The organism is Shewanella piezotolerans WP3 (assembly GCF_000014885.1).
Taxonomy (GTDB): Bacteria; Pseudomonadota; Gammaproteobacteria; order Enterobacterales; family Shewanellaceae; genus Shewanella; species Shewanella piezotolerans.
The window spans coordinates 859,945-873,185 of the sequence record NC_011566.1; the positions used below are offsets into that span (position 1 = coordinate 859,945).

At 43.4% G+C, this 13,241-nt stretch carries 10 protein-coding genes; 9 read left to right on the plus strand and 1 reads right to left on the minus strand.

Annotation, left to right across the window (positions count from 1 at the left end; translation table 11 throughout):
- Window positions 1–89 precede the first annotated feature (89 nt).
- The 5 genes from cysI to SWP_RS03810 all read left to right on the plus strand — a co-directional run bounded on the left by cysI (window position 90) and on the right by SWP_RS03810 (window position 6,798).
- Window positions 90–1,787, plus strand: coding sequence for an assimilatory sulfite reductase (NADPH) hemoprotein subunit (gene cysI, locus SWP_RS03785; protein ID WP_020911041.1), 1,698 nt, complete (start codon window positions 90–92; stop codon window positions 1,785–1,787).
- Window positions 1,780–2,544, plus strand: a complete 765-nt coding sequence (locus SWP_RS03790; protein ID WP_020911042.1) for a phosphoadenylyl-sulfate reductase — start codon at window positions 1,780–1,782, stop codon at window positions 2,542–2,544. Before cysI ends, SWP_RS03790 begins: the two co-directional genes overlap by 8 nt.
- A 1,353-nt stretch (window positions 2,545–3,897) precedes the next feature.
- Window positions 3,898–5,619, plus strand: coding sequence for a hypothetical protein (locus SWP_RS03800; protein ID WP_020911046.1), 1,722 nt, complete (start codon window positions 3,898–3,900; stop codon window positions 5,617–5,619).
- A gap of 88 nt (window positions 5,620–5,707) precedes the next feature.
- Complete coding sequence (locus SWP_RS03805; protein WP_020911047.1) at window positions 5,708–6,121, plus strand: DUF3010 family protein; 414 nt, start codon at window positions 5,708–5,710, stop codon at window positions 6,119–6,121.
- A gap of 107 nt (window positions 6,122–6,228) precedes the next feature.
- Window positions 6,229–6,798, plus strand: coding sequence for a peroxiredoxin family protein (locus tag SWP_RS03810; RefSeq protein WP_020911048.1), 570 nt, complete (start codon window positions 6,229–6,231; stop codon window positions 6,796–6,798).
- An 85-nt stretch (window positions 6,799–6,883) separates the two neighbouring features.
- Here SWP_RS03810 and rpiA read toward each other — a convergent pair whose 3' ends face one another.
- Window positions 6,884–7,540: a ribose-5-phosphate isomerase RpiA gene (gene rpiA / locus SWP_RS03815; RefSeq protein WP_020911049.1), complete on the minus strand. Its 657-nt coding sequence runs from the start codon at window positions 7,538–7,540 to the stop codon at window positions 6,884–6,886.
- Between the two features lie 506 nt (window positions 7,541–8,046).
- Here rpiA and SWP_RS03820 point away from each other — a divergent pair.
- From SWP_RS03820 to SWP_RS03835, 4 genes are all read left to right on the plus strand, one after another.
- Entirely contained in the window at window positions 8,047–8,997 is a 951-nt protein-coding gene (locus SWP_RS03820) for an IS110-like element ISSpi5 family transposase (RefSeq protein WP_020911050.1), read from the plus strand.
- A gap of 25 nt (window positions 8,998–9,022) precedes the next feature.
- A complete protein-coding gene (locus SWP_RS03825) occupies window positions 9,023–9,943 on the plus strand; it encodes a DUF808 domain-containing protein (RefSeq protein WP_020911051.1) in 921 nt (306 codons plus the stop codon).
- A 20-nt stretch (window positions 9,944–9,963) separates the two neighbouring features.
- Window positions 9,964–11,049, plus strand: a complete 1,086-nt coding sequence (locus SWP_RS03830) for an endonuclease/exonuclease/phosphatase family protein (RefSeq protein WP_020911052.1) — start codon at window positions 9,964–9,966, stop codon at window positions 11,047–11,049.
- Window positions 11,050–11,369: 320 nt separating this feature from the next.
- Window positions 11,370–13,211, plus strand: coding sequence for a collagenase (locus tag SWP_RS03835; RefSeq protein WP_020911053.1), 1,842 nt, complete (start codon window positions 11,370–11,372; stop codon window positions 13,209–13,211).
- Window positions 13,212–13,241 lie beyond the last annotated feature (30 nt).

The window sequence follows — 13,241 nt, forward strand, 5'->3', positions numbered from 1 at the left end:
TTTCCACTTGAGCAAACAGAACGCATTGATGAGGTGCTGGTACCGATTTACCAGCAGCAATAGAAAAGAATAATAGAGAGTATCTTGCTATGAGTGAGAAGAAGTTAGCAGTAAACGAATATTTAAAGACTGACAGCGATTATCTACGTGGCACCATTCAAGAAGGTTTAGACACCGCGGTAACGGGTGCGTTTAGTGAAGGCGATCAACAGTTAATTAAGTTCCATGGATTCTATCAACAAGATGACCGTGATCTGCGTAATGAACGTAAAGAGCAAAAGCTAGAGCCATTGTATAGCTTTATGTTGCGTGCTCGTGTTGCTGGTGGCGTGTGTTCGCCACAACAATGGTTAGCAGTTGATGATATTGCTTCAAACCTAACCAGCTCAAACAGCATTCGTTTAACGACGCGTCAGACATTTCAATATCATGGTATTCCAAAGCGTAACTTGAAGACGATTATTCAAGACCTTGACCGTGAAGCATTGGATTCGATCGCAGCTTGTGGTGACGTAAACCGTAATGTGATGTGCAACCCAAACCCGGTTGAATCTAAGTTACATCAGCAAGCTTATGCTTATGCGAAGCAATTGTCAGACAACATGCTGCCACATACAAAAGCCTACGCTGAAATCTGGTTAGACGATGAGAAGTTAGTCACCACTGAGGGGGAAGAGGTTGAGCCTGTTTACGGTAAGACTTACCTGCCAAGAAAATTTAAGATGGCTGTCGCAGTACCGCCAGATAACGATGTTGATGTTTACACCAATGATTTAGGCTTTGTGGCTGTTGCTGAAGAGGGTGAATTAGTTGGCTTTAATATGGTTGCTGGTGGCGGAATGGGCTCGACTCATGGTGAAGTTGCCACTTTCCCACGCTTAGCTGATGACTTTGGTTACATCAAAGCAGAAGATACGCTTAAGTTTGCCGAAGCTGTGATGACCGTACAGCGTGACTGGGGTAACCGAGAAAATCGTAAGCTGTCTCGTCTTAAGTACACGATTGTGAAACACGGCTATGATGCCTTTAAAGCGGAAGTTGAAAAGCGTACTGGAATTAAATTTGAACCAAAGCGTGATGTTGTAATCGGTGATCGCGGCGATAGATATGGTTGGAAGCAGGGCGTTGATGACAACTGGCATTTAACGCTATTTATTGAAGGTGGGCGTGTTAAAGACTTGCCGGGTCAACCGCTACAAACAGGACTAAGAGAGATTGCAAAAATTCACCAAGGTGATTTCCGCATGACCTCTAATCAGAATATTATTATTGCAGGTGTTCCCGCAGCAGATAAAGATAAAATTGAAGCGTTGGCAAGGCAACACGGGTTGATGGGTAAGCTCATAACCGAAACTCGTGGTCACTCAATTGCTTGTGTGGCACTGCCAACGTGTGCGCTAGCGATGGCTGAGGCCGAGCGCTACTTCCCTGACTTTTTAACGAAAGTGGAAGCGCTGCAAGATAAGCATGGTTTCTTAGATCAAGGTATTGTGATCCGCATGACGGGTTGCCCTAACGGTTGTGCACGTCCATTTGCTGCTGAAATAGGTTTGGTGGGTAAGGCGCCTGGTCGTTATAACCTTTATTTAGGAGCGAGTTTTGAAGGAACACGTCTAAATAAGCTGTACCGGGAGAATATTCAGGAAGCAGAAATTCTTGCTGAGTTAGATAGCCTGTTTGCACGCTATGTTGCCGAGCGAGAAACGGGTGAGACATTTGGTAACTATACCGTTCGCAGCGGTGTCGTGACCGCAGTAATAGATGCTGCTAAGGATTTTCATGGCTGATCTGCCGATAGATTCTGTTATCTCTAAAGAGGCGTTGGCAGCTTTGCTTTCAGCGCCAGAAATAGAGCAGCGTGCGGAACTGGAAAGGGTCAATGCTTTTCTTGATGAATTGACCCCGCAACATAGAGTTCGTTGGGCGCTTGAGTACTTACCCGGTAAGGCTGCGTTGTCATCGAGCTTTGGCATTCAAGCCGCCGTTATGCTGCATATGATAAGTACGGAAAAGCCGGATATCCCTGTTATTCTCACCGATACTGGGTATTTATTTAGCCAGACTTATAAGTTCATTGATGAACTGACAGAGCGGTTAAAGCTGAACCTTAAAGTTTATGCCTCTCCATTGAGCGCGGCTTGGCAAGAGGCAAAGTTTGGTTTTTTGTGGCTGCAAGGTATTGACGGGCTCGATCGCTATAACCAGATCAACAAAGTTGAACCTATGCAACGTGCGCTTAAAGAGTTAGAGGTCGGCACTTGGTTTGCAGGGCTTAGACGTTCGCAGTCGAGCACTCGCGAAGCACTACAAGTACTCGCTATTCACGGTAAGCGATATAAGGTGCTACCTATTATCGAGTGGAGCAATAAACAGGTACATGAATACCTCAGCGAGTTTGATTTGCCTTACCATCCATTGTGGGATCAAGGCTATGTTTCTGTCGGTGATACTCACTCAAGTAAACCACTTGAACTGGGAATGACAGAAGAGGAAACGAGATTTAATGGTATGAAACGTGAGTGTGGGCTGCACTACGATATTTAGCAATCTAGCTGTGGGGCACTTTAAGATCAGCTCAAGTGGTACATGAGTACATTTTAGTGCCTTTCTTCTGTGTGAGTTGGGCACTGGCTAATACTTTAACACTATAAAATAAAAAGACTTTAGTTGGTTTTCACACTTTTGTTTGAATATTTGTACATTTTTACTCACAAGGTTATGCACAGCTGTTTTTTTTAGGCTATAGTTCATCGTTCCCGTAGATGGTTTTAGGAGCTGTTCCGTATCAAACCTGATTAGGTTTAGTGGCATTTAGGCTTCCACTGGATGGTTTTTATAGTTGAGATAAATGTATATTCTCCTATTTGAACATTCATCTAAATGTTGCAGGCGGAGCTGTCAGTAACCCAACAAACCAAGCTCAATTAGTGCAACGTCAGCGCTTTAATTGAGTGCTTAGATTGGCTTGCTAGCGCCTGCTTATCCAAAGCGAGTAATCCCCCAGGTAGCCTGATGTGGCTATCTGGGGGCTTATCACTTTTCCTGACAAGCTTTCCAAAAATATCATTAAAGTACTTTTACTCATGCATCTCATTGAAAGCACTGAGTGCTGCGACTACACGACTTAATTCAGCAAGCGACAAATAGATTAAGAAAAATTTGGCCGTATTCAGCTGTAATACTAATCAGTATAAAGATTTGATCGCTCAGCGAGAGTTTAGCGGCTTTGAGGTAAGGTCATTAAATGCTCCTGCATTAATGACATTCACCACATCCATGTGGTTAGCAATGAATGAAGAGCATAGTTAAACTAGGTTCAAGTTCATTAACGCAGCATCAAAGCCGCTAAAACTCGCCTGTAGGAGTGTTTTTGGCTTGCTACTTCTGCGTTGAATAACCTCATAAGGGAACAACCATTATGTCATTTATCCGCCTTGAATTAGCGTGCCAAAAACGCTCTGAGTAGATCAACTTCTTATACTGATTGGTATTAGTGGTTTTGAGGTAAGTTAATGCGTTAAGGGCATCGTTGTTCTACCTTCAAGCTGATTAACGCAGGAGCAAAAGCGCTGAAATTCGCCTGTTAGGGTGTTTTTGCTGCCTACTTCGGCAACGAACAAATTCATAGGGGAATAACCATTATGTCATTACTCACTTTAGATAGCCTGCCTTGAATGAGTTCGCAAAAGCACTCTGAGTAGAGCAACTTCTTATGCTAGTTGGTATAATTTAGTGCTGAATCAAATGGCTAGCTGATAGAATTTGCCGTGTAATGCTGTACTATGAACCAAGAATTTTATTAGACTGTCGTTGCTTGGTGATTCTTGCGCGATGGTGACAAGATATAGCAATCGCATTGATGATGGGATTGATGGAATTATTAAATGGAGTTTTTAAATGAATAAGATGTTAGTTGCTGCGTTAGTCGCTGTGGGTGCAGGTGGATATTGGTACAGTCAACAAGGGGATGATGTCTCTGCGAGTGATAACGCGGTTATGGCATATATTCCCGCTGATACACCGATATTTTCGGCGCAGTTACAGCCTTTCCCGATTAAGTCTTATATTAACTCCTTATCTGATGCTTATAAGCAGTCAGGTGCTAACTCCTTGGGCGAGTGGGAAGCTGAAGATGATCCGCGAGCGCAGTTTTTCCTTAGCTTAACCAAGTCCTATTTAGCTGCAATGCAAGATGGCGAAACGTTTATCAACACTTTTGGCCTTGCTGAAAACATTCGCAGCTACTTTTACACATTGGGCGCATTGCCGGTACTTAAAATAGAAGTGGCCAATGCTGAGGCTATATGGGCGCTGCTGGATAAAGCCGAAGGTGAAAGTGGTTTAGTCCATGTTGCGGGTCAACTGAAAGGGGTTAACTATCGCAGCTATCCGCTGACAGAAGCGACAGATGAGGAGCAGATAAATTTGGTGGTTGCAGTTAACAACTCTATGTTAACCATGACCATAGATACCTCGTTTAGTGAAGCGGCTCTGCTTGAAACGGCACTTGGAGTCACGCCTGTTGAACGCTCTATTGTCGATGCTAAGATTATTGAAGATATCATAGCAAAGCATGGTTTTACTGATGAGGGTATAAGCTACATCAATCATCAAGAAATTATCACAGCGCTTACCAGCACCGATGGTAATCAACTGGCTCGCCAACTGACAAAGCTATTTGCGATGGCGGATGAAGATCCGTTTATAGAACTTCGCTCTGCAACCTGTAGCCAAGAGTTATCATCCATTGCTTCAAATTGGCCTCGCACTGTAGCGGGTTATGATGAACTGGCAATCTCAGATAGCGAAAGCTCGCTAAGCTACAGAGTGGTTTTCGAAAGTAACAACCAAGTTATGCTTGATGCCTATCAAAAGATGCGCGGTTATATTCCTGCATATGTGCAAGATATCAATAACAGTGTATTTAGCTTTGGATTGGGGATCGACGTAAACCAAATGGTACCTTCATTACAGGCTATTTGGGATGAGATGCTAACCCCACAATACCAATGTGCGCCGCTGCAAGAGATGCAAGCACAGATGAGTCAGCAAAGCCCGGCAATGCTTGGCATGATGACGGGGATGGCGAATGGCGTTAAAGGCGTTGGTCTGTCGGTTATTGATTATAAAATCAGTGAAGATGTTGATGCTCCAGAGATTGAAAGCTTAGATGCGGTTGTGACACTGTCGGCTGATAATCCAGCGATGCTCTTTAATATGGTTAAACCATTCGCCCCTGAATTGGCTGATATTCAATTGCCAACAGACGGCAGTGCTGTGGTATTAAACGATGTGTTACCTATGCCACCAGAGATGAATATTACCGCTAAAATGGCTGTTAAAGGCAATCATTTGGTGTTGTACTTTGGCGATAAAGGCGAAGCTGTTGCCGATAAGCTGACGACTGAAGCTGTAGCAAATAATGGCTTATTGGCAATGTCTGTGGATTATATGAAGATGTTTGCGCCATTATTGACCTTTATAGAGCTAACTGGCGAGCCCGTTCCTGAAGAATTTAAGTCGATGAAAGATTACGATATGCGCGTCAAAGTTGCGCTTGATGTTGATGATAAAGGCGTCATTATCGATTCTTCGGTGAACTCAAGAGCAACTAAGTAAAATCTAGTATCCCGAGAAAGTATTCCGACAAACGCCAGTTCTTGATAGCTGGCGTTTTTATTTTTAGCGCGAGCTTAGGAGAGATAAAGTGATTATTGCAGGGCTTTTCTTAAAAGCGAATGAAGTTAGAGTTGTGACCCTAGCTGGGGAGCGTGCCAGTCATAGCTTAGTCGCCCCTAAAGTAACAAAGTTTAGTTTACCTAAAAACCCAGCCCAAGCTGATGTTGCAGTCTTTATCGAACAAGTAAATACGCATATCGGCAGCAATAGTATTGATAAAGTGGTACTGAACCGACGCGCCACAACAGGACAGGGTGCTGGTGGTGCGGGTACCTTTTTAATGGAAGGTGCGATGCTTGCAAGGTGTAATGTTGAAATAGATTTTATTCACCCTGCAACATTACGCGCGTCCGACAAGAAGCACGCTGAATTGAAGTCCTGCAGACCAAAGACTGTAGATTTAGGTAAGGCTTACGATTTAGCATTTGAGTGCTTATCTTAAAAGAGCTCGACTGTAGGTGATCCTTTTAGATTGTTATGCGTATATTTGTCAGCTGTAATAAGTGCTATAACAATGAAAGGCGACACAAGGAATATTAGGTGGAAACTATGATTAAACAATTATCAAAGATACTTTTAGCCGCAGCGTTAGTACTGCCGCTGGCAGCGACAGCAACCGATTTAAAGGTTGGTGATACCGCACCAAATTTCAAGCTACAAGCAACTGACGGGCACTTTTACCAACTAAGTGATTACAAAGGCAAGCAAACTTTGGTATTGGCCTGGTACCCAATGGCTAATACTCATGGATGCACGCTTGAATGTAAATCACTGGTGCAAAAAGGGCATCTTATCCGCGAGTACAATGCGGTCTATATGATGGCAAGTGTTGACGAGCTAGAAGATAACCAAGCATTTGCTAAAGAGCAAAAAGCTGACTTTCCCATGTTAAGCGATCCTACTAAAGAAACAGCCAAAGCTTATGATGTGCTTAACTTTGTTCGGGTAGCGAGTCGGGTTACTTTTTACATTGGCGAAGATGGAAAAATTTTAAAGATTGATGAAGATATCAATGCTGAAACCGCTGCTGAAGATATCGCTGCGAACTTAGAGGCGTTGAATATCGACAAAGCTGAAGCTGAACTTGAAAACAATGGCGAGACAGCCCAAGTCGAATAATCTTTAGCTTGTTGGTTAGAAATAAAAAGCCACAGACTGAAAAGTCCGTGGCTTTTTACGTAAGTTGATAATGAGCTAGCGCCAATTACTTAACTGTCTTAACACCTTCTGGCGTACCCACTAGCAACACATCAGCGCCGCGCATGGCAAATAAACCATTGGTGACCACACCAACAATAGCGTTGATCTGTTCTTCAAGCTCTTTTGGGGTCATGATTTTCATGTTGTAGACATCTAAAATAATATTGCCGTTATCTGTCACCACGCCTTCACGGTATACCGGATCGCCGCCAAGTTTAACTAGCTGACGTGCCACATATGAGCGTGCCATTGGAATAACTTCAACTGGTAGTGGGAACTCACCTAGAATGTCGACCTGCTTGGTGTTATCAACAATACAGATAAACTTATCAGCCACTGCAGCAACGATCTTTTCACGAGTCAGTGCAGCACCGCCACCTTTTATCATATCCATATGGCCGTTAATTTCGTCAGCGCCATCAACATAAACTGACAGGTCATCAACACTGTTAAGATCATATACTGGAATACCAAGAGATTTCATTTTCTCGGTAGAAGCTTCAGAGCTTGATACGGCGCCGTCAATGTCCGCTTTCATGGTCGCAAGGGCATCAATAAAGTGATTAACGGTTGAGCCGGTACCTACACCAACAATGCTATCTTTTTCAACATATTGTAATGCAGCCCATCCTGCGGCTTTTTTCATTTCATCTTGAGTCATAACGAAATCCTTTTTAAAGGCAAATATTAAAAATATGGCGTTAGTATACGCTTTAAACGGCTAAAGCGTGCCTGAAATTTGTGTTTAAAGTGACAAGCTTGGCATATCATGATTAGCTTGGCTCGAAGCGATAATGAGGGTTGATTACTTTAGCTAAGTGTTAGCGAGCTAAAGTAACTTTGTAGATGGATTTTTTTGCACTGTTTGAGCCTTTGAAATGTGGTGGCAGTGCAAGTTGATTAAAGGAGTCACTATGGCAGGGGCAAGCCTATTAACCTTGTATGGATAATAAACCCACCTAATTACACTTAATTCCCAGTTTCGGGTAATGTGAGACCCAGGCTTTAGCTGCAACTAAAGCTTTCATTTGTCGTAGTTCGATTGAATGATGGATCCTCTATCGAGAGACCGATAACAAGAAAGAACGCGACAAACGACTCCAAGCAAAATACTCGAATAGTCTACTGGGTCTCGAACCCGCATTTGCAAGCAAGAGTTAGCTTATTATGAAATCAAAAACTAATCAAAACATTAACGTTGGTGTCGATACTGGTAAGTACCAACTCGACATTTATATTCGACCACTAGATATCTATTTCACCGTTTCTAACGATGAAAAAGGGATTAAAGAAGCAGTGCGCCTCATTAAAAAGTACCATCCTGAGCGTATTGTCATTGAAGCGACAGGACGTCTTGAGATGCCCTTTATCATGGCTTGTGCTAACGCCAATTTACCCTTCGTGATAGCCAATCCGGTTCACATTAAACGCTTTGCTGGAGCAATAGGCCAACGCGCTAAAACAGATAAGCTAGACGCACAGCTGATAGCTCATTACAGTGAAGCGATTAAACCTAGGCTATCAACGCTAAAGCCTGATGTCATGCAGGCTATGAGCGATCTCGTAGGAAGGCGGAGCCAGCTTTTGGTCATGCAAACGATGGAAAAGAATCGGCTTCAAATTCTCCCTCAAGAGCTTGCAATGACGATCAAGCCAATCTTAACGGTCTTCAAAAATCAGATAACGAAGATAGAAGATAAAATCGTTAAACTCATCGAATCGAACGCTGACTATCAAGCTAAAAACCTTATCCTGCAAAGCATGAAAGGAATAGGTAAAATTGCCGCAGCATCCATTATCAGTAACCTACCAGAGCTTGGCTATATTAATAACAAAGAAGCCAGTTCGTTGGTTGGTGTAGCACCGATGAATAAAGAAAGTGGACGCTTTAAAGGCCATAGAAAAATCCAGGGAGGGCGACATCAAGTTAGAACCGTTTTGTACATGGCAATGATGTCAGCAATACAATCCAACCCCGTTTTTAAAGAGACTTATCAGCGACTCGTTGCCGCAGGAAAACCTAAGAAAGTCGCGATTATTGCATGCGTAAGAAAGATGGTTGTGATCCTAAATTCGATGCTAAGAGATGGTGTTTTGTGGGAAGCGCCAAAAGCTTAAAACTAGCTATTGACGCCATAGTCTCTTGTTAGATGATATAGCCACCATTTTGGATGATGTGGCGGCGATGAGTAAAATTGCAGCGCGTAAAACTGCAGGTGTGCTAGGCGATGATTTAGCGCTGAATGCCCAGCAGGTTACTGGCGTTTCAGCTGATAGAGAATTGCCTGTTGTTTGGGCTGTGGCAGTGGGTTCATTTAAAAATAAGTGTATATTAGTCCCTGCAGCTATGCTGATTAGCGCATTTATTCCTTGGGCTGTCACGCCCTTGTTGATGTTTGGCGGCTTATTCCTTTGCTATGAAGGCTTCGAGAAAATTTATCATAGTTACCAAGTAAAGCAGCAAGGCCAAGCAGCCGCAGAGGCCTTACCCGAAGAGGTGATTGGCGACCTTAAAGAGTATGAGCGGAGAAAAATAAAAGGCGCCATCAGAACCGACTTTGTACTCTCTGCTGAAATCATAGCCATCACGCTCGGTATTGTGGCTGATAAAAGCTTAACCACCCAGTTCTTTACTCTCAGCGTGATTGCTATCGTCATGACCATTGGTGTATATGGCTTGGTGGCGGGGATTGTGAAAATTGACGATGCTGGCTTGTATTTAAGTCAGCGCCAAGGGGAAAGTTTAACTGCCCGTTTTAAGCGTCGATTTGGCTTCATGTTACTCAACTCAGCGCCCTATTTAATGAAAACGTTATCTGTAGTCGGCACCATCGCCATGTTTATGGTTGGCGGTGGGATCTTAACTCATGGCCTGCACTGGGTTAGCGAGCGCATAAGCCAAGCTGCTGCGCATATTGAAAGCCTATCAGTTGTTGGCCCAGTATTATCATTTGTTACACCGAGTATTTTAAACTCTATTTTTGGCGTTATTGCAGGGGCATTGGCAGTGATAATGATGCAACTATTTCTCAAGCTAAAAGGTGATAAACCTGCTAGCCACTAAACCCAGTAAGGGAGCGTTCGGTGGACAATAATGCTCAGCAAAATGAAACAATATTTCAAGTTAAAGTTGCGAGTTTCAACTTGTTCAATTATATCGAACCGCCGCTTGCTTACTATGATTTTGAGAATATCTATAGTGGGGAACAGTGGGCTAAGAAACAGCTTTGGTTAGCAAACTTCCTTGCTGAAAACCAGCCTGACATTATTGGTTTTCAAGAAGTTTTCTCTGCAGACGCTTTAGCGAATCAGGCTCGCGAAGCCGGGCTTGAGCATTTTGCAGTTGTTGATGAACCGACTATCGTTGATGATTTTATCTGCCGAGACCCTGTGGTTGCTATCGCTTCGAAATTTGCCTTTGAAGATGTGCAGGCAGTTGACGTTGATAGCGATTATGCCAAAGCACTGGGGCTAGAAGAGTCGTTTAAATACAGTCGTAAGCCTCTTAGGGTCACCGTTGTATTGCCAGACATTGGCCACTGCGATATCTATGTCGTACACCTAAAATCCAAAAGAGCATCATTAGATGAGTTGCCGCCCGCGCAAAGTATGACTGTAAAGCATAGCGGAAAAGCTAACTTTGGTGAGTTACTCGGACGTAATGTGCTTGGCCAATGGGCATCAGGTATTCAGAGGGGCACTGAAGCGGCGTTGTTATTTCATACTATGATGCTGCGACGAATTGAAACCCAGAATGCAATGATATTATTGGGGGACTTTAATGATTCTTTGAGTCATCAACCGCTGTCTTTGTTATTGGCTCAAGAGTTGCGATTCGAAAGAGAGGGGAGTGGGGAACTAGCAAGCTATCCTCTGTCTGATTCTTATCAGCTGTATTACCAGCGAGAGGCTGAAGTCAATGCTGAAAATATTTCAGATGAGAATTCGATGCCTTCTCAAAGGCAAGCTACCCATTATTACGGCGCTCAGGGAAACGTACTCGATTATATTTTATTGTCTCAAGACTTTAACCCCCATTTTCATACCAGCACCGCAGAAGTTACCGACTACCATACTGAAGACCGCCATCTGATTAACCCTCAGTATGCGCGGGACAGTCATAGCACCGATCATGCTCCTGTATTGTGTACAATCCACTCGCGGCGATAATCTTATAGTGCTATCGACTGCATCATCTTTTTTGGGTCTATCTCTGTTTCCCTTTTCTGAACCGCTCCTTTCATTAGTATTATTACAATTCAATCTTATTGGTATATTGTATTCACTTTGTTAGTATATTGTATATCTTGTGTTGTTTTGGGATGAACGCAGATTCTTCCAAGATAGCCTCACTAATAAAAACAATAATTACTTGTAGGGAGTTAGAGTATGCCTTTTCGATTATCAGGACTCAGTATCGCGTTGTGTTTAACGTTGACGGCTTGTGGTGGAGGCGGTGGAGATGATACTCCAGTTCCTGTACCCCAGTAGTGCCAGATCCTGTCGTGCCGGATCCTGTTATTCCTGAAACTCCAGCTGCAGGTTTAATCTCTCTTAACTCTGCAATCAAGCATATTACACTGACTGAGCCACGCGCATATTTTGTTGATGTTACCGAGGCTGCTCCCACTTTGATCGTTGGGCTAATGGCCGGTGAAGCGGGGAAAAATATTGGTAATCCAGCGCTTTATGTTAGAGCAACCAATGAAGCGTCCAGCGGTGAGAGTGGTGAGTTTGACTGCGTATCAAATTACACTAGCGGTGAGTATGAATATTGCGTCATCGATAATGTAGAGCCTGGTCGTTACCATATTCTAGTCGACGCAAGCGCCAGTGATGCCGCTGTCGATGCCACGCTTTATACCAGTACCACTTTATTTAACAGTAGCAAGCGCTGCGATGAAGTGGATGTTCAGGTACGTGCCCAGGATTTAACTGCAGCACAAACTGATGAGGTGTGTCGTTCATTAAGGGACACTAAAGCACGTTTTGATACCACCTTGAGCGCTGCAATCTCGCCTGCATTCGGTGATATTGTCGAAGGTGATAAAAATGACATCACTAACGTTAATATTTTCTCAAGTCGGCGCAATCATAAATTATGGGTTGAGCATCTTTTTAATAATGACAATGGCAGTGGTATTTACTTTGAATCGGAAGCCACTGATTGGTTACATCGCTCGGATGTGTTTACCTTTAATGCACTTGAGTGGAATGGTGGTAGGTACAAAATTCGCTCTCTGGATCATGAGTATACCCATGCGTTAGATGCCCGTTATAACAAAGAGGGTGAATATGACGAATCTAAAGGTTTTAGTTGGTGGAGCGAAGGTTTAGCTGAGTACATTGGTATTCATTACAATAACCCTTACCAAAACATGACCACCGCAAGCGAGACGACTAAATACAGCTTACAACAAGTCTTTAACGGTGCTGCTAATGCCTACTCCTGGGGGCAATTGGTGGTAACGTTCTTACTTGAACAAAAACCAGCCATTGTCACCCAGATACTAACCCAGATGCGTGCGGGTGAATGGAATGAGTTAAAGTCATTATTGGCGCAGGTGGCGACAGACAGTCAGGCTGATTTTGAAGCTTGGTATCAAGGTCAACTACGCTCTGATTATGTGGCAAGTGTAACTTCTATTACAGTTGGTGAATTTACAGAGCTAACTGGTCGTAGTGGCCGCTTGTATGTTGTTGATGTTGCTGCTGGTACAGATTCAATAACCTTTAGCACCTCTAGTGGTTCTGCTGACATTGATTTATATGTGAATCAAGGCGCAGCTTTTCACCCTAGTGACGCTAATGCTGCAACGGCTCAATCGGTCACTAAAGATAGTAACGAGGAGAGCGTAACCATTACTAACCCAGTAGTGGGCAAATACTACATTGCCGCTGGCGACAGTTTCGCAGGCTCAGACATTATCGATGCCTATTTGTCAGTGTGTGTGGGTAGTAATTGCAGTGTCGCTTTACCAGATCCAATGGCAGTGACTTATGAAATTGAACCATACATGCCATATTGGCCAGCAAAAGGCACTATTGGTAGCTGTAATTTAGCACAAAGCTACAGCAGTGGCGCTGGTAACGCGACAGGACTGACAATTACTAATACAACAGACAATAACGTGGATGTTTACTGGGTAAGTCGAGACTCTGGTAAAAAAAGCGGCAGTGCGTATGCTTCGCTTGCCAAAGATGCGGTTTACACTGAAACATTTTGGAAGCTCGGTGATCGTATCATGCTAACGGATCCTGCTGGAGAATGTTTAGGCGTTGCGATTCTAAACGATACAAATAATGAATTTTCGCTAGTAGTAGAAAACTAATCTAAAACTCAACCTTATCGATAAAGCTCA

Excerpts from the sequence above, each read along its gene's own strand:
- cysI (WP_020911041.1), top strand. The coding sequence starts at position 90 with ATGAGTGAGAAGAAGTTAGCAGTAAACGAATATTTAAAGACTGACAGC.
- SWP_RS03790 (WP_020911042.1), top strand. The coding sequence starts at position 1,780 with ATGGCTGATCTGCCGATAGATTCTGTTATCTCTAAAGAGGCGTTGGCA.
- SWP_RS03800 (WP_020911046.1), top strand. The coding sequence starts at position 3,898 with ATGAATAAGATGTTAGTTGCTGCGTTAGTCGCTGTGGGTGCAGGTGGA.
- SWP_RS03810 (WP_020911048.1), top strand. The coding sequence starts at position 6,229 with ATGATTAAACAATTATCAAAGATACTTTTAGCCGCAGCGTTAGTACTG.
- rpiA (WP_020911049.1), bottom strand. The coding sequence starts at position 7,540 with ATGACTCAAGATGAAATGAAAAAAGCCGCAGGATGGGCTGCATTACAA.
- SWP_RS03820 (WP_020911050.1), top strand. The coding sequence starts at position 8,047 with ATGAAATCAAAAACTAATCAAAACATTAACGTTGGTGTCGATACTGGT.